The sequence below is a fragment of the Luteolibacter sp. Y139 genome (assembly GCF_038066715.1).
Classification (GTDB): domain Bacteria; phylum Verrucomicrobiota; class Verrucomicrobiia; order Verrucomicrobiales; family Akkermansiaceae; genus Haloferula; species Haloferula soli.
This window is the reverse complement of sequence record NZ_JBBUKT010000006.1, coordinates 317,953-335,004: the sequence shown is the minus strand read 5'-3', so window position 1 is coordinate 335,004 and position 17,052 is coordinate 317,953. Positions and strand designations below refer to the sequence as shown.

The window sequence follows — 17,052 nt, the reverse complement described above, 5'->3', positions numbered from 1 at the left end:
GGGGCAGCCGGAACGCGCCGGGGCGACTTCCATAGTCGGAAGTCGCAGAATGGCAACCCCGGACTCTCGGATTTTGAGCCCATTTCCGTCTCTGACCCTGCTCCCCGCCGTCACCGCCTCGTTGCTGGCGCTTTGGCCAAAAGGACTTCCACGTTAAAGATCGAGTAACCCCACGGGGTCCGCGGTTTACTCATCGTGATGCGCACCTGGCCGGCGGTGACGTTCGGGAAGGTCGCAGTCGTGCGGCCGGGCTTGGCTTCACCGGTGAAGACCGGCTTCCACGCCTTGGCGTCACGCGAGATTTCCACCCGGTATTCGCCGGGCACGGCGGCCTCCCAATCGATTGCCACGGTGTTGAAAGTCGCCGCTTTTCCGAGGTCGAGTGTCACCGAGTGCTCGGCCTGGGTAGGACCGGATGACCACCGGCTCTTCGGATCGTCGTCGGTTGCCAGCTCAGGCGTGAAGCCGTGTTCGGTATCCGAGGCACTCGCGGTGACCTTGGCCCCTGCCGCAAGATTCTCCGGAATATCGAGCCCGGCCGCCCGGCCGATTTCCTTCGCCGACAGGGCTCGATTGACCACCCGGAGCTTCCGGACGGTCCCCACGAAGGATTCGCCGGCTCCCCCACCCAGCTGACGCAGCGGGCAAACCAGCTGGTTTCCCGACTCGGCGATCTTCTCGCCATTCAGCCAGATCGTGTTGCGTCCGGCCTCGCCGACCACCGTGAGCGTCGCCCATTCCCCGTCGGGAAGTAGCTTGCCGGAGGACTTGGCGGTGTCATGCCCCACCCGGGATTTGCCCGGCGTGCCATCGCCTTCGAAGGTGCCCGCGGCGCGGAGCGTCGAGATCCCTTGGAAAGACAGCTTGTCCTTGCGCGTGCTGCCGTTCGGATCGGTGACCGTGATCTCTTCCTGCCGCGAGTAGTTCGCGCAGATCTCGGCAAGACCGGAGGACAGCAGCACCCCGCGGCCCTTGGTTGTCCCATGGCGGCGGACCTCCATTGTCAGCGTCCAGGGCGACTCCAGATCGGCGCGCTCCGCCTTGGCCAACGGCAGGGGGAATACCGACGACTCATCCTTCAATTCCACCTCGCGCGGCAAATCGAGCAGCACGCCATCCTTCCCGCCAGCGAGACGGTCGAGCACCCTGACCGCCGGCACCGGCAGCGTCTTCTCCACGCGCTTCGTGAAAGCGGGATAGTCCGGCGAGCCCTTGGTGCCCCACAGCTTTTCGGAAAACGCCTGCATGCCAGTCAGCGTCGTCTCCGCGATCTCCGTCATGGTCCATCCCGTCGGCCCTTGGTCGGACCAGACGTGGAGCTTTCCGCCGAGCAGCTTCGGATCGTCCTTCGTCGGGTTCTTCGCCAGATCTCCACTCACCATCCAAGGCTCCCAACCCTGATAGATCCCCGCCCGATTGATCCCGTAGTAGTGGGCGCCGGGCACGATGTAGGTGCGGCCGTGATTGGAATTGATGATCGAGTGCCCCTTCGCGATCTGGCCCTTGGCATCGTCCGTCTCCCACATGTCGATGATCACCGTCGGGTCAATCTCCGTGGTGCCGCCCATGTGTTCGAATCCCGACCAGATGCGGCAATTCTTCCCACGCGAACGGACATGGGCGTTCATCGTGTTGATGAATTGGCGGAAGCCTTCGTGCAGCTCCTCCTTCCGCGGACCGCTGACCCGGTATTCGTCGGTGCCGATGTGGAAATCCGGCGCATCGAACAGCGGGATCATTTCATCCAGCAGCTTCTTCATCACCTCGATCGTCTTCGGGTTGGTGACGTCCATGTAGTTCGGGTAGTCCTTGAGCGTGATCTCCGGCCAGTAGTTCGTGAAACAGCGCGCGTGGCCCGGCATGTCGATTTCCGGCGTGATGATGATCCCACGCGCCTTGGCAAAGTCCTGCAAATCGCGCAGGTCCGCCGCGGTGTAGAAGACGTCCTTTGCCGCCAACCCGGGGAAGGTCTTGCTCTCCACCCGGAACGCCGCATAGCCGCCGCCGAAGGCCTCGTCACTGAGGTGCAGGTGCAGCTCGTTCATCTTGTACCAGGCCATCAGCCGGATGAAGTCCTTGAGCGCGGAAATCGGATAAGGCTTGCGGCCGACATCCAGCATCAGCATCCGGCCCTTGTAGTCCGGCCAATCGGTAATGACGCCCTTCGGCAACTCCTGAGACTGCCGTAGCAGCTGTAACACGGTCCGTGAGCCAAGGAAAACCGCGGCGGGAGACGCCCCGCGGACGACCACCTTGTCAGAAATCTCGATCGTGTGCCTCTCCGGATTCTTGGAATCCCCTCCGTCCAGCGCGAGCAGCAGCGTGACCGGCTTCTGCCCCTGCCCGGCCTCCGCATGAAGAGCGGCGAGGTCCTCGCGGATCGCAGCCGCCGTCGACTTCAGGGCGGCGGCTTGGTCAGGAGCGACATCAAGCGTGAACGCCGACACCGCCAAAACACCCTGTCCCGGCACCCACTCGTGAACCGCCGGCACGACAGGGAGATCAGCTGCCCCCAGCCTCAAAACAAGCATCAACAACAGGAAATACCTAAAAAAGTGCACACCGGTGAATACCGGACCGTGCTCAACTGTCTATCGAAGACTTCTCACTTCTGACCGGCCGCCCACAAAATCGAATTCCTCAGCAGCGCGGTATAGTTCTCGTTCTGGATCAGCGTCGGGTGGTGGCCCATGAGGATGTACACATTCCGGGCCTTCATCTTCGGGTTCGACCAAACCACGGGATGGTCGCCCATCTTGATCTCGGAATCCGGTTTGTAGGAGGCCTCGTCCACCTTGGCCAAAATCTGGACATTGGGCCGGGGATTCTTGTCGTAAGTGTACCATTCCTCCTCATCGATGGTGAAGGTCTTGGGCAGCCCCTTGAAACAAGGATGATCCCCCGCCTCCACCTCGACCGTGCCGGAGGCGCGCTTGGCGATGTAAGATTTGAAGCGGATCCCGCCCATGAAGTCGGAAAACCACTGCCACATCGGGTAACCGTCGAACTCGCCAAGCAGGGTCGCATGGTGCAGCCCCACCCAGCCACCGCGGCCGTTCTCGATGTAGTCTTGGAACGCGGCCTTGGCCTCATCGCTCCAGCGATAGGGTGGATAGTTCAGCTGGATGAAGACCTGATACTTGGCCAAGAACTCCTTGTTGAAGCCCTTGGGCTCCTCGAACACATCGAAGGCGAAATGCTCCTTCTCAGCGGTAACCTTCAGCCACTCCAGTGCTGCGGTGACTAAAGGTCCGTGGTTCCCGTCCTTCTCCGCGATGACCACGGCACGGAATCGGGGCGTCTCCTCCGCCCGGGCGGTGGGAAGCAATGAGGTGAGGAAAAGCGCTGCGGCAGTGAGAAGGGTCTTCATGGATCTTTGAGCTTGGTCAGTTGGACATGGCAGTGACGGCCTGCAGGAACCACGCGGAGTGCGGAATCCACTGCTCGGTCCAGCGCCACTCATTGCCGTTGGCGTGGAAATGGAACTCGATGCCTGAGCCATCGGCATTTTTGCCAGTGGCCCCGTTGGAAATCCCCCCTCGCCCGGAACCGTGGCCAAACATCGCCTTCATGTAGGGCACGTTGGTCTTCCCATACTGATACATGAAGCAGACATCGTAGGGATTCCCGCCGAGAATCCACGCCACCTGATCCGCCGCGAAACGTCCCAGCTCCGGCTTCACGCCATAGGGCGCCGCCTTGTCAGGATAAACCAGCCGGCCGCCGGTGATCGCCGCAGCAGCGAGTGACGAGAGCCGGGCATTCTCCCCCTGCCACCACCACCCGCTCTCATTCTCGTGCGGGATGAAGAAGCCATCCTTCACCTCGTTCCGGAAAAGGAAGGACTGCCGCGCATAACCGAAAGGATTCGCCGTCTTGCCGGTGACGCGGAGCTGGTAGTCGAGGAAACCGCGAATGGCCGCGAGCGCCTGTTCACAGGCTCCGCTGTCCGTCTCCTTGTCCAGATAGCGGATAAGCGCGAGCACCGGCAGTCCGGCATCCGAAGCGTGCCAATAAGGACGCTTGCCCCCATCGGCGATGAAGTAGCCGTCGGGGCTCTGACGCTTGATCAGTTTGCCAGCGCGATCCCGCGCCGCATCGCGATACTCCGGCTTGTCCGTGGCGATCCACAATTCGGTGGCCGCCATCAGCGCACAGTGGTCGTCGATGATGTTCTCCTTATGGTCGTCGGCGTACTTCAGGTTGTTCACCTGCAAGTGAGCGAAGGCCCGCTCCGCCGCTTCCAGATAGCCCGCATCCTTCTTCCACTTCGAAACGCGAGCCAAGGCCGCGATACCCATCCCCCCGCCATCACGGAAAGCGCACTGGTAATCGTTCGTCGTCTTGCTATCCGCCAACAGGCCCACCACACGACGCTCCGCAGCGTCCTTCTTGAAGTAGCTGAAGACGGTCATGTAGAAATAACCCTCGGGCGAAAGCGAGCGCAGCAGGTATTCCGCCCCATACAGTGCCTCCTCTTGAAGGGCATCCTTCGCACCGATCTTCTCTAACAAAGGCCCCGCCGTCTCCAACGTGTTCACCATCGACCATACGACCATCGGCGTCTGCTGCGGGCACATGTAGTGCGTGTAGGCGAGGTGGGAGAAATACTTGCTGACATCGCCCGAGGCATCGCACCAACCGCCACGCAGATCCACGCGCTTGTCGCTGCCATGAAGCAGCAGCTGCTTGTCCGCCTCCAACTCCTCCTTCGAGTCCGCTCGCTGGTGCTTGAAAAACCCGGTCACCGCCGGAATCGCAAGCTTCGCCAGCGCCTGCTCACCGACTTCGAAATCCGCCGACCTCCAGCTCTTGCTCTTGTCTTCGATCTCGATGTGAAACTTCCCCACTTCTGTTAGAACCGAAAAATCCACCCGGTAGAAATTCCGCCCCGCGAACCAGTCCTCACACTTCACCCCGCCCGCGAGAGGCCCTTCAAAAACCTTCCCCTTTTCCCCCACGATCCGGAAACGCGCGCCCTCCGCGAAAGGTTCCGCAGCCTCCACCACCGCGACCTTCGGAGCCTTCTGATCATACACCACTTGGTTCGCGTGGATCGCTACTGGCTCCACGGTCGAGCGCGGCTCCTTTTCATCCGCAGCCAGCGTATGAGAAATCAGCAGGATCCCGAGTAGTGTTGAGGCGTAGAGGCGCATGGGAGTGATCATTACTTCTCAGTCCTCCCGCCAAGCCAAAGCAGGCTATTCAGCACGAGCTGGTTCTGGACCTCATTCTTGAACGTAAAGGACAGTTCCTTGTTGGTCTTGCCCTCGTAGTCGATGTCGTTGTGGCCCATGTTGAAATAGACCATGCGGTACTTCTTGTTCGTCCATACCACCGGGTAGTCGCCCTCGTGCCAGATCTCATGCGGCTTCGGACCGGTGCCAAGCGGGAAGCTGGAGGGATCGATCGAAAGCAGCACAGTGATGTCCGGATTCTCGCGCAGGTTCTTCTTCCAGCGATACCACTCGTTGGGTGCCGACTTGAAAGTCCCCGGCAAGCCCTTCAGCGCCGGGTGATCCTGCGCTTCCACCTTCAACACCGCGGAAGTCGGTCGCCACGTGTTGCTCCCATATTCGCCAGAGCCGAGGAAGGTATCGTGATACCAACTCCAATCAGGCTTCACCGCGGAGTCCTTCAACGCGAAGGCCGCGAAATGAAACCCCATCCACGCCCCACCCTTCTCCATATACTCTTGGAAAGCCTGCCTCTGCTCCGCACCTTCCGGCCGCGTATCGAGGAAAACCACCACCTTGCAATCGGCGAGGTAACCGGCGTTCAGCTTCTTCCAATCGTTCGTCGTTTCATAAGTAAAACCGTGTTCCTTGGCCATCGCCGGAAACCACTCGTTCGCCTCCTTCATGAAGCTGATGTGCGCCTGATCCTCCTTGCCGGTGTAGAAAGCCGCGACCTTGAAAGGCTTCGCAGCTTCCTGGGCTCGAGCAAAGGAAGGGCACACGGCGATCGCCGTTAGAAACAATAGGACTTTGAGGAGCATCTTGGGTTTCATCTCCGATGAACAAAAACGTGGCCGATAAGAGCAGCCTTTCCGCAAAATATTGCATCTTTGTGCAATGATTCTCCCCCATCGGAGAATGCTGGACGCCGAAAAAATCCGCCCGATGCTCCGGCCCGTGGCCGAAGTGATTCTGGATGTCGATGCAGTGGTGAAGAAGTTCGACGACTTCACCGCGGTGGACGGCGTTTCCTTCAAGGTCTGCGCCGGGGAAACCGTCGGCCTGTTGGGCGTGAACGGCGCCGGCAAGACCACCCTGATGAACATGATCCTCGGCCTCATCACCCCAACCGGCGGGGCGATCCGGGCCTTCGGCATGGACCTCCAGAAGCACCGGCTGGAAATTCTCCAGCGCGCGAATTTCTGCACCACCTACGCCACCCTGCCGGGCAACGTGAAGGTCCGTCACAATCTGGAGATCTTCGCCCGCCTCTACTCGGTGCCGAAGCCGAAACAGAAGGTCACCGAGCTGCTGGAACTGCTCGAAATCTCAAAGCTCGCCGAGAAACCCACCGGCCAGCTCAGCGCCGGTGAATCCACCCGCGTCAATCTCGCCAAGGCCCTGCTCAACGATCCCGATCTACTTCTCCTGGACGAGCCGACCGCCTCGCTCGACCCGGACATCGCCGACAAGGTCCGAAAGCTGGTCCGTCACGTCCAAAAGGAACGCCACCCGGCCATCCTCTACACCTCGCACAACATGCGGGACATCGAGGAAGTCTGCGACCGCGTGCTCTTCCTCCACGCCGGCAAAATCCTGGCAGCAGGAACGCCTGATGAGATCACCAGGCACTTCCAGGAAGACGACTTGGAAGACGTCTTCATCAAGATCGCCCGCGGCGGGCCCGTGCAGTGACCAAACTCCTTACTTGGAGTCCTGCGAGCGGATCCACTCGGCAATCACATCGGCCGCCACACTATCCACCACTTTCCTCGCCACCGGTGGCGGCGGCATCTGCTCTGCCAGCGAGGTGGAACTCACCCGGCGATGAAGCAGTGACTTCTCCAAGTCGCCGGGAGTGACCACCTTTCCGTTCTCGATGCCGAAAGTGTTGCGCACCTCGCCATTAATCAGACCTTGCTTCGCAAGCGGCGTATCGAAACGCGCATCCCATAGTGCACCGGTTCCGTTAGGCCGATGGCACTGCGCGCAGTTGCCATCAATGTAGGACCGAACCCGATCCTCCAACGAAGCGCTTTTGTCATCGACACGACAGGTGCGCGCATACCCTGCGATCGCACTTTCATCCAAGGCCTCCGTGAACATCTGCAGGTAGCTCCACGTGCGGAGCTGGTTGTCCTTCCGACCACCCGGATAGGCATGCTCGCCATTCAGCTGGCGAGCCTTGGGACCGAGCACGAAACCCGCATTCGGCGTGTGGCACATGAAGCACAATCCGCTGCCAGGATAGCTCCAAGCCTGCTCTTTGGTCTGGCCCGAGGCATCGGTGATCTTCAGCACCTCGTCCTTGCCTGCGGCATCGACCAGATCCGCGTCGCTTTGATCCGGTCGCCAGCGATAGGTCGCTCCATAGCCGAAGCTGCCAGTCGCATCCAAAACCAGCACCCGCGTCTCAAGCCGGCGACGTGCCTTGGTCGCCTGGTTGGTCACGATCTCGAAGTGCTGGAGGAAGATCGTGCCACCCGGCCACTTGAATTCCCCGGTGGGAGCAAAACCGATCTTCCCCGCTTCCGGCAGGATCACCCAGTGCTGTGTTTCCGCGCCATCGGCCCATGCAGGACTATTGAGCGAATACGGAACCACTCCCGCCTTGGGAGTAAGATTCTTGTCTGAGAAGATGCCGGTGGCCGAAAGCGTCGGCGGTAGTCCTTCCCCTGCGGTAGCCGGCAGCTTCAGTCCACTAACAGGCGGACGCAGGTCGAGGCCATAAGCCGTGTTGCCAGAGATCGCGATGCTCGAACTGGTCACTGAGCTATCGGTTAGACCGGGCCTCTGAACGATGGCCTTGATCGTCGTTGTGCCGGAGCTGACTTGGAAAGGCTCGGTATAAGCCGGCGAACTCGCCCCCGGAGCACTCCCGTCAGTGGTGAACCGGATCGTCGTCCCAGGCGTGGAATTCGACATCCGCACCCACACCGGCCCGGTGAACTTGCCACTGGCTGGTGCAATCGCCGGAGCGGCGAGTTGATCCGCGATATCGAACGTGCTGCTGCTCGCCGCAGCCAGACTGCCGCTGCTCGCTCGCAGCGTGTAGCCACGCCCCGGCTTGCCAATTGCCAGCGCTGGAAACGTCGCCACCCCGTTCACCGCCGCGATCTTGGTAGCGCCGGTGAGCACTCCCCCATCGAGCGTCAGGGTGACCGTGTCATTGGCCGTCTCGATCGTCTTGCCGGTCGAGTCCTGGATCGCGACTTTCACCACTCCGAGCGGCGCTCCCAGATTCGCATTCGCCGGCTGTTGGATCACCGCGAGTTTGGCCGCTTGGCCTCCGCCGGTCCACTGCACGCGCCACAGCGAGCCATTGGTGCTGGCGCTATTCGCCTCGTCCGAACCACCCGGAATTCCCCCGCGGGAGATGTACCAGAGCGTCCCATCCGGAGCAGCCTCCACGTCCAACGCACGATTGATATCCTTGGCAAAATCCTCCCGCACCTCCGGCTTCGCGGGATCGATCAGTTTGATCCAGCCCTTGTAATCACCGAAGAAGAACTTGCCGGTGTATTCCTTGGGAAACGCTCCCGCACCGGGCTTGGCTGGATTGTAAAATCCCCCGGAACACAGGGCCAGACCATCGTCGCGACCATGATCATACGGATAAACTGGCTCCCGGTATCCCTTCGGCTTGTTCTGGTTCTTCGACCGTCCGTCGATGCCCGGCCAGCCGTAGTTCACGGCAACTGGTGCCACGCTGCTGTCGTATCCCTCGATCTGCTCGTAGGTCGCGCCGACATCGCTCACATAGATCAGGCCGGTCGTGGGCTGCACGGAGAGGCTGAAGGGATTGCGCAGCCCGAGTGCGACGATCGCACGGTTGTTCCCCTCGAACTCCTTGTAGTAAGGATTGTCCTCGGGGATGGAGCCGTCCTTGTTGATCCGCTGCAGCTTGCCGAGCAGGTTGGTGCCGTCCTGGGCGTTCGCATCCTTGGCGTTCTCGCCGGTGCTCAAGTAGAGCTTGCCGTCCTTGCCGAAGACCAGGCCGCCGCCATTGTGCCAGCCGGTCTTGGAAAGGTTGTTGAGTTCCCAAATCACCTTTTCGCTCCGTACGTCCGCCACATTCCCCTTGAGGGTGAAGCGGCTCACGCGGTTGTTGCTGGCGGTGTGATCCTTCTTCTCCGGCTCGCGGTTGTGGGTGTAGTAAACGTAGATCCAGCCGTTCCGGGCGAAGTCCGGATCGAAGCACACGCTCAGCAACCCTCGTTCGTTCCAGGCATCGATCTGGGAACTGATGTCCAGCGCGGGCTCCGGCAACAGCTTCTGATCCTCGATCACCCGCAGTTTCCCGTGCTTTTCACAGAGAAACAGCCGCCCGTCCGGCGCGAAGGTCATCGTCGTCGGGTTGAGCCCATCGGCCACCTTGGTCTCGGCAAATCCAGGCGGCAACGTCGCCGCCATCGAGGTAGCCGCGAGCAGCAGGGAAAACGAGCCGCACAGGGAAGCTGGCAGGAGGGTCGAAGGACGGATCATGTGGCGAATCGGAACGAAGGAGCGCCTTGCGATCTATCCGGGGCCTCAAAGGGCCGCGAGGAATTTCCCTGCCACGAATGAGTAGGGTGCACATACCCGGCCAAGCATTCCCACGACGCTCGCCAGCGCCACGGGACCAACGAGTACAAGACGAAGAGGAGACCCTCGGCGGGCCTCCTCCTGAAACATTCCGGCCATCCACCGGCGGCGTCTGGCTTCCCTTCCGGGCGCGGATCCTATTTCGGATGGGACTTCACGAAGTCGATGTCGGCCTTCACCTGCGGCACGCTGTCCTTCCAGTCGGCTTCGTGTTCCACGGAAATGTGACCGTCGAATTTCTGTCTCTTGAGCTCTTCCAGGCAGGCGGCGACGTCCACGACGCCCTTGCCCGCGACCACGACCTGGGCATTGCCATTCTTTTCCTTGTCCTTGAGGTGGACGCTGACGATGTGGCCCTCGAGAATTTTCAGGCACTCGACCGGCTTGAGATTGGAGGTGCACCAGTGTCCCAGGTCAGCGCAGGCACCGACGCGAGGATCCCGGCTTTCGACCACCCCGCGGATATAGAGCGGATTCCAGACCTTGTATTTCGGGTTGCTCATCGAGCCGCCGTGCTCGTGGAAGGCGACCTTGATGTCGAACTCCTTGGCGGCGGCTTCCCAGGCGGCGACCTGCTCGGTCGACTCGGTGCAGATCGAGTACAGGCCCATCTTCTTGGCAAAAGTCATGATGGCCTTGACCTCCTCGGCATTCCCGGCACCGACCACGCCGTAATTCACGGGCTTGACGCCCTGGCGCTCGCACTCGGCGAGCAGTTCCTTCATCGCCGCCTCCGGCATCGTGTGGCCGACCTTCACGTCCGAGCCCGGCTTCATGGTCTGGCCCGGGAAGAATTCGATCATGTTCCCGCCGGCTTCCTTGGTCTTCGCAATCGCTTCAAAGGCAGAGAACTCCTTGAACGTGTAGGCTTGGGCACCGATAAACCAGCCTGCCTGGCGGAGATTTTCAGGGATGGGATCCGCATGAACGGCAGATGCCAGGGAAAGGGAAAGGAGCGCGAGCGGGCGGATGAATTTCATGGGTAATTAGGTCTAGGCTTCCAATCGGAGCGGGCGATCTACGGGGAGACAAGTTCGATCTTATCGAAAGAACGCCCCGCGGCTTTTCCATTGGCGTCATACGGTTCCGCAGGCACACATTGCGCCGCCCCGCGCCCCATGTTCCGCCCGTCCGTCATCCGAGCCCTGCTGACCCGCTACGTGCTCCTCTACGCGAAGAACCCGATGCGGGCCTTCGAGCTGTTCTTCTGGCCGCTGGTACAGCTGCTGGTCTGGGGCTTCGTCACGAAGTTCCTGCAGGAGGCCGGCAGCGGCGGGCAAATGGCAGCCAGCGGGAAAAGTTTCCCGCACTACATCACCTTCCTCATCGGCGGCATCATGCTGTGGGATGCCCTGTTCCGGGCCCAACAGGGGGTCTCGATTTCCTTCCTGGAAGACGTCTGGACCCGCAACCTGCTCAATATCTTCGCCGCCCCGGTCCGGATGACGGACTACATCGCCGCCACCTTCGGCGTGGGACTGCTGCGCGTCGGCATCACCGCCATCGTCCTCACGATCGTGGCTTACTCCGCCTACTCGTTCAACCTGCTCCAGTTCAAATTCGGGGTGATCGCCTACTACGCGAACCTGATGATCTTCGGCTGGGCGCTCGGAATTCTCTCGATCGCCCTGATCCTGCGCTGGGGCCATGGCGCGGAGTCCTTGGCATGGGCCCTGCCCTTCATGATCCAGCCCTTCGCCTGCGTTTTCTACCCCATGAGCGCACTGCCCGGCTGGATGCAGGCGATCGCCTCGCTCTTCCCGCCCTCGCATGTTTTCGAAGGCATGCGCGGCGCGATCGGGCACGGCGGCTTCGACCTTCGACATTTCCTCATCGGCCTCGGATTGAATGCCGTTTACCTTTCCCTCGCTGGCTGGATCTTTGCCTCGGTCCTGCGCACCGCCCGGGAAAAGGGCCTGCTGGTGAAGACAAGCTCGAGCTGACCGAACGCTTCGACCCCGCCGAAAATTTCCTGTCCGGTCCCGCCCACCTGCGGTGTCTTTCAGGCGATGATGGCGGATGAGACGAAACGGCTATTGGGTGAATTCGCCCGCGAACGCTCGGAACGGGCCTTCCGTGAGCTGGTCCGCCTGCACTCGCCGGTCGTCTACGGCACCGCACTGCGGATGCTCGGCGGTGACCGTGCCGCGGCGCAGGATGTGATGCAGGAAGTCTTCACACTGCTGGCGAGGAAAGCAGGCAGTCTTGGCGATGTCATCCTGTCCGCCTGGCTCTACCGGCAAACCTGCCGGCGTGCCGCGAACCACGCCCGAACCGAAAGCCGCCGCCGCCAGCGGGAACTCGTCGCCGCCAGCATGATGGACCCGTCACAAACCGAAACATCCTTCGCGAGCGAAGCCCTCAGCGGTGAAGTCGACGCGGCGATGCTTTCCCTGCCCTCCCCAGCCCGCGACGCCCTCGTGCTCCGCTTCTTCGAAGGGCACGATTTCCGGAAACTCGGCTCAGCCCTCGGCACCACCGAAGAAGCAGCTCGCAAGCGTGTCACCCGCGCCCTCGACCAACTCGCCGCCACCCTGCGGAAGCGCGGCATCGCCGTCGGCAGCGCCTCGCTCGGCACCACCATGGCGAGCTTTGGAACCACACCCGTTCCCGCCTCGCTGGTGACCCAAGTCGCCACTCACGCGTTCCAATCCGCCCCTCTCACGGGAGCCTCATGGAAAGCGGACTGGCTGATACCGGTTATCAGCGGAGTGCTCGCCACCTCATTGATCGCCGGCACTGCCTTGGCGATCCGGGATCAAGCCTCTCCCCCGCCCGCTTCGCCATCTCTGGCCACGAAAGCGGTACCTCGCCCAGCCTCACAGCCAACTAACAACGAAGACCTGATCGCCGAGATCAAGCGGATCCAAGCCGGCCCGAAGCACTCGCTCACGACGCTGAAACTACGTGCGACCCTGGAGCGGATATCGATTACCGAGCTCCCCGCTTTCTTTTCCCTAGCCCATGACAAGCTGACCACCGCCGAGCAAGCAGTTTGCTTCAACCTGCTGCTCGAGCGGTGGGTTCAGTCAGACCCGGACGCCGCGCTGACCTTCATGATCGAGCATCCGCTATGGGATGACGTGGACAAGGCGCGAGGCACCAACCTGATCAACAACATCTTCGATCGGTGGATGTATGCCGATCTTTCCGCATCCCGCGCATGGCTGGTGGACCATTGGCAAGCCGCGGCCCTGCGGAAAGAAGCCTTTGACTCCACTCTCGGTGAGTTCCTGGCGATGAGCATTGCCGATGAAGTGCTCCTCCACGAAAGCGCGAACGCTGCCTTTTCCTTCATCGCCTCGTTGCCCGACGAAGCCATGAGACGGCGCGCCTTGATCGCTCTAACAGGTGCTAATCCCTACATGAACGCGTGGCACAATATTGATCCCACGCGGCTCAATGAAATGCTCCGCGAGACCCAAAAGCTGAACGACCGGGCGTTCGGATGCTCCATTGCCGCCATCATCTGGCAAAAGACCCTCGAAGACCAGCCGGAGAAGGCCGCGCAACTGGAGTCCATGATGACACCCGCCGACCACTTCGCCCGCGAACTGGGAGAACTCGGAGTGCGCCATCGGCATACCCACAATACCCCCATGGCAGGCGGCGGCTACACCAGCCATTCCGAACCCGTCGAACCCTTGGCGCTGAACGAACGACAACTCATCGAATCCGGCATCGCCGCCGGCCTCTCGCGCGGCGAGGTGCTGAATGCCGTCGCCACCGCGCTTCTCGACCAAAGAGACCTCAAGCGGGCCTTCGCGTGGATCGACGACCACCAGACCGAGACCTCTTTCGACGATCTTCTGCACGAAAGGCTCGGCAAATACGCCGGCCCGGTGACCGGATGGGTCGTCGGCGATACGCCCTACGCCCGGATCATCGAATTGGCCTCGCGCCTGAGCGACCAGGAATCTGCCAGGGAAATCTGCCGCGGCGCCTTCCGCCGCCTGCAATGTCAAATCCCCGGCGACGTGCCCGGCATCCTGGAGCGCAAGGATCTCCCGGCGGCAATTCGCGAAGAACTCCAACAGCTCGCGAAGACCACCCCATGAGAGCGAAATCCGCAGCGGTCTTCCTGGCCACCTGCGCGGTGACCGCCATTGGCTGGATCGTGCTTTGGCCGGGCACGCCAGCGGAGCCCGTCGCCGCCGCAGTCCCTGAACCCGCCGCGAAGCCATGGCGACGAGACGAACTGGATGCCCTCGTCGCAGCCATCGAGAACGCGAAGTCGGACGGAGAGAAGCTACAGGCGGCCCTGCGTCTCGAAAGGATTCCATCCACCGAAATTCTCTCCGCCCTCTCATCCATCCAGACCACTCGCGATGGAGAGCTGACCCTATCCGCCAAGGCCCTGCTCATTCGCTGGGCATCCCAGGATCCCGAAGCGGCGATCGCTTGGGCATGGCAGGAGTTCCGGTCGAAGCCGGCATGGAAAACGGCCTTCCAACAAATCGGTCCGGCATGGGCATGGCGGGATCCCGAAGGGCTCAAGGCATGGACGCTTGCCCAGTTGGAAGCCCGCCCTCCGGATCGGGGGAAAGATTTCTTCGATGACTATTCCATCGAGCAGGCGAAGAATCTCGACGCACCCGGCTTGAAATTCGCCGACCTCAACCTGATCTCCGGGTGGCTGCTCCGGGAAGACCCCAAGCTCGGCATGGAGGTTTTCCTGAAACGCGGTGGCTTCTCCTCACACGACGATCGTTGGGAAGACACCCTCACCGACCCGCGGCTGGTCGAACGAGCCATGCAGGCCTTCCCCCCGGAGATGATCGAGGTGCTCAAAACCCGCGACGCGACCAAGCCTTTCACACTAGGCCCGGAGACCCACGCCCAGACCTTGCTCCGGCTCTGGAGGAAGCTGGACCCGGACGGCTTCCGGAATTCCAGCTACGTCAGCTACCTGCCGGAAAATTCCTTCGAAGCGGTCACGATCACGGCCAAGGAATGGGCGGAAGTTCCGGCAGATCAGCGCGAAAAGGCCGCTCAAGAGAAACTCGCGTCGGTGTCGGAAAGACAGAGACCTTCGTCCGCGACCATCATCGCGAAAGAATGGGCCACTACCGATCCTGCCGCCTGCCGTGCCTGGATCGAGTCCTTGTCAGGCAAAGACGCGAGCTGGGCCACCAGCGAGTATGTCCGGGGCCAGGCAGCTTCATCCCTGACTGAGACCCTGGATTGGGTGGATCGCTTCGACCCGGAGCGGCGCGGCGAATACCTTGTCCAAGCCTTCGATATTTGGCTGAAAGCGAACCCGGAGAGCCAACCGGACTTCTCCGGCTGGAGCGAATCGCGGCGGCAGACGTGGTCGGACCTCGTGGCTTTGACGAAGCTCGGGACACCGTGATGCACCCGGGACAATCCTGCTGAAAGTCCGGGCTGTGCGGCCACGTTGTCGGACTGCCTCATGCCCGTCCGTCGCTCCCTCGCGTTGCTGTTTGCCCTGTGTTCGCCGGCCCTTGCCGACGAGTTCGCGGACAAGGCGACGCCGTTGCTTTCCAAATACTGCTTCGAGTGCCACGGCGAGAAGAAGCAGAAGGGCGGGGTCGAGACCCATCACCTGACCTCCACCGAAGCGGCCTTCCGGAACCATCGCTTTCTCGAAAATATTGCCAAGCAAGTCGAGTCCGGCGACATGCCTCCCGATGACGAGGACGTCCTCCCCTCCGACGCCGAGCGCAAGCTGCTCGTGGATCAGATCCGCGGCACACTGAAGAAACTCGATGCCGGCGATTTCCCCCGCAATCCCGGACGGCCAACGGTGCGCCGGCTCAATCGCAACGAGTACAATTACACCGTCCGCGACTTGGTCGGCATCGACTTCCAACCGGGCAAGGACTTCCCGGCCGATGGCGCGGGCGGCGAGGGCTTCGATAATGTCGGCGACGCGATGTTCGTGCAGCCCGCGCTGATGGAAAAGTATCTCAGCGCGGCAAAGCGGATCGTCACCGCCATCTACGAAGATCCCAAGCAACTCGACCGCGTGCTGATCGCAAAGCCCAGTGACAAGCTGCCTCCCGCCAAGGCGGCGCGAACCGTGCTGCTCAGCCATGCCTCACTCGCCTTCCGCCGTCGCGTGAGCGATGAAGACCTCGCGCCAATGTTGGCGCTGTTCGAGAAGAAGCTCGCTGCCGGAGCAACCTACGAGGAAGCGCTCAAGCCATCGCTCCAAGCGCTGCTCATTCATCCATCGTTCCTGTTCCGCATCGAAGCCGATCAACCGGACAAGACCGAGTGGAAGATCGATGACTTCGAACTCGCCACGCGTCTCTCTTATTTCCTGTGGGCCTCGATGCCCGACCGCCGCCTGCTCAAGCTCGCCGACGAAGGCAAGCTCTCCGATCCCGCCACTTTGCGAGCCGAGGCACTGCGGATGTTAGAGGACAAGCGCTCGGAAACGATCTCCCGCCACTTCGCCGGACAGTGGCTCGGTTTCGATGACCTGCGTGAAGTCTCCGCTCCCGATGCGACCCGCTTCCCCACCTTCACCCCAAGCCTGCGCGTGGCGATGTATCGGGAGTCAGTTGAGTTCTTCAATTACCTCGTCCACGCCAATCGCCCCGCGTCGGAACTCCTGAATGCGGATTACACCTTCGCGAATGCCGAACTTGCCAAGCACTACGGCATCCCCGACGTCTCCGGTTCCCAATTCCAGCGCGTCACCCTAACAGATCCAAATCGCGGCGGCGTGATCGGCCAGGCCGCCATCCTCACCGCCACCTCCATGCCGCTGCGCACCAGCCCGGTAAAGCGCGGCAAGTGGATCCTCGACACCTTGTTAGGAACACCGCCTCCACCTCCGCCACCCGATGCCGGCGTGCTTCCCGGAGACGACAAATCCACCGAAGGACTTTCCTTCCGTGAGACCCTGGAAGTGCATCGAACCAAAGCCTCCTGCGCCGGCTGCCACGAGAAGATCGATCCCCTCGGCTTCGGGCTGGAGAACTTCGATGCCATCGGCCGCTGGCGCACCAAGGACCCGAACGGCAACCCCATCGACTCCAAGGCCACCCTGCCCGGCAACGTCTCCTTCTCAACCCCAAAGGAACTCAAGCAGCTCCTGCTCTCCTCGGACGAACTTTTCCTCCGCAACCTCTGCCGCAAGATGCTAGCCTACGCCTTGGGGCGTCCGCTGGAATATTACGACGAGCCGGTCATCACCGACCTCGTCGCCAAACTCCGCCAGGATGACCTCAAGATGCAGACGCTGATTCTTTCCGTCATCGAGTCCTATCCTTTCCAGAACCGCAGCGCGAAACGCTAACCACGATTCCCCCATGGCGAA

General features: G+C 61.5%; 11 protein-coding genes. 5 read left to right on the top strand and 6 right to left on the bottom strand.

The window, feature by feature from the left end:
- Positions 1 to 110: 110 nt before the first annotated feature.
- From WKV53_RS16900 to WKV53_RS16885, 4 genes are all read right to left on the bottom strand, one after another.
- Positions 111 to 2,492, bottom strand: coding sequence for a family 20 glycosylhydrolase (locus tag WKV53_RS16900; protein ID WP_341405954.1), 2,382 nt, complete (start codon positions 2,490 to 2,492; stop codon positions 111 to 113).
- Between the two features lie 113 nt (positions 2,493 to 2,605).
- Complete coding sequence (locus WKV53_RS16895; RefSeq protein WP_341405953.1) at positions 2,606 to 3,370, bottom strand: ThuA domain-containing protein; 765 nt, start codon at positions 3,368 to 3,370, stop codon at positions 2,606 to 2,608.
- A gap of 16 nt (positions 3,371 to 3,386) precedes the next feature.
- Positions 3,387 to 5,156 carry a glycoside hydrolase family 9 protein gene (locus WKV53_RS16890; protein WP_341405952.1) on the bottom strand — a complete coding sequence of 590 codons (1,770 nt, stop codon included), beginning with the start codon at positions 5,154 to 5,156 and terminating at the stop codon, positions 3,387 to 3,389.
- An 11-nt stretch (positions 5,157 to 5,167) separates the two neighbouring features.
- Positions 5,168 to 5,998: a ThuA domain-containing protein gene (locus WKV53_RS16885; RefSeq protein ID WP_341405951.1), complete on the bottom strand. Its 831-nt coding sequence runs from the start codon at positions 5,996 to 5,998 to the stop codon at positions 5,168 to 5,170.
- A gap of 124 nt (positions 5,999 to 6,122) precedes the next feature.
- Between WKV53_RS16885 and WKV53_RS16880 the strand changes: the two genes are divergently transcribed.
- Entirely contained in the window at positions 6,123 to 6,872 is a 750-nt protein-coding gene (locus WKV53_RS16880) for an ABC transporter ATP-binding protein (protein WP_341405950.1), read from the top strand.
- A gap of 9 nt (positions 6,873 to 6,881) precedes the next feature.
- Here the strand turns inward: WKV53_RS16880 and WKV53_RS16875 are convergent, their stop codons facing one another.
- Entirely contained in the window at positions 6,882 to 9,662 is a 2,781-nt protein-coding gene (locus WKV53_RS16875) for a PQQ-dependent sugar dehydrogenase (protein ID WP_341405949.1), read from the bottom strand.
- A gap of 236 nt (positions 9,663 to 9,898) precedes the next feature.
- Positions 9,899 to 10,741: a sugar phosphate isomerase/epimerase family protein gene (locus WKV53_RS16870; protein WP_341405948.1), complete on the bottom strand. Its 843-nt coding sequence runs from the start codon at positions 10,739 to 10,741 to the stop codon at positions 9,899 to 9,901.
- A 138-nt stretch (positions 10,742 to 10,879) separates the two neighbouring features.
- Here WKV53_RS16870 and WKV53_RS16865 point away from each other — a divergent pair, with 138 nt between their 5' ends.
- The 4 genes from WKV53_RS16865 to WKV53_RS16850 all read left to right on the top strand — a co-directional run bounded on the left by WKV53_RS16865 (position 10,880) and on the right by WKV53_RS16850 (position 17,031).
- On the top strand, positions 10,880 to 11,704 hold the full coding sequence (locus WKV53_RS16865) for an ABC transporter permease (RefSeq protein ID WP_341405947.1): 825 nt from the start codon (positions 10,880 to 10,882) through the stop codon (positions 11,702 to 11,704).
- Between the two features lie 66 nt (positions 11,705 to 11,770).
- On the top strand, positions 11,771 to 13,819 hold the full coding sequence (locus WKV53_RS16860) for an RNA polymerase sigma factor (protein ID WP_341405946.1): 2,049 nt from the start codon (positions 11,771 to 11,773) through the stop codon (positions 13,817 to 13,819).
- Positions 13,816 to 15,114, top strand: coding sequence for a hypothetical protein (locus tag WKV53_RS16855; protein ID WP_341405945.1), 1,299 nt, complete (start codon positions 13,816 to 13,818; stop codon positions 15,112 to 15,114). The genes WKV53_RS16860 and WKV53_RS16855 overlap by 4 nt, the downstream gene beginning before the upstream one ends.
- 60 nt (positions 15,115 to 15,174) lie before the next feature.
- Positions 15,175 to 17,031 (top strand): DUF1592 domain-containing protein, encoded by a 1,857-nt coding sequence (locus WKV53_RS16850; protein WP_341405944.1) that lies wholly within the window; start codon positions 15,175 to 15,177, stop codon positions 17,029 to 17,031.
- Positions 17,032 to 17,052: the final 21 nt, after the last annotated feature.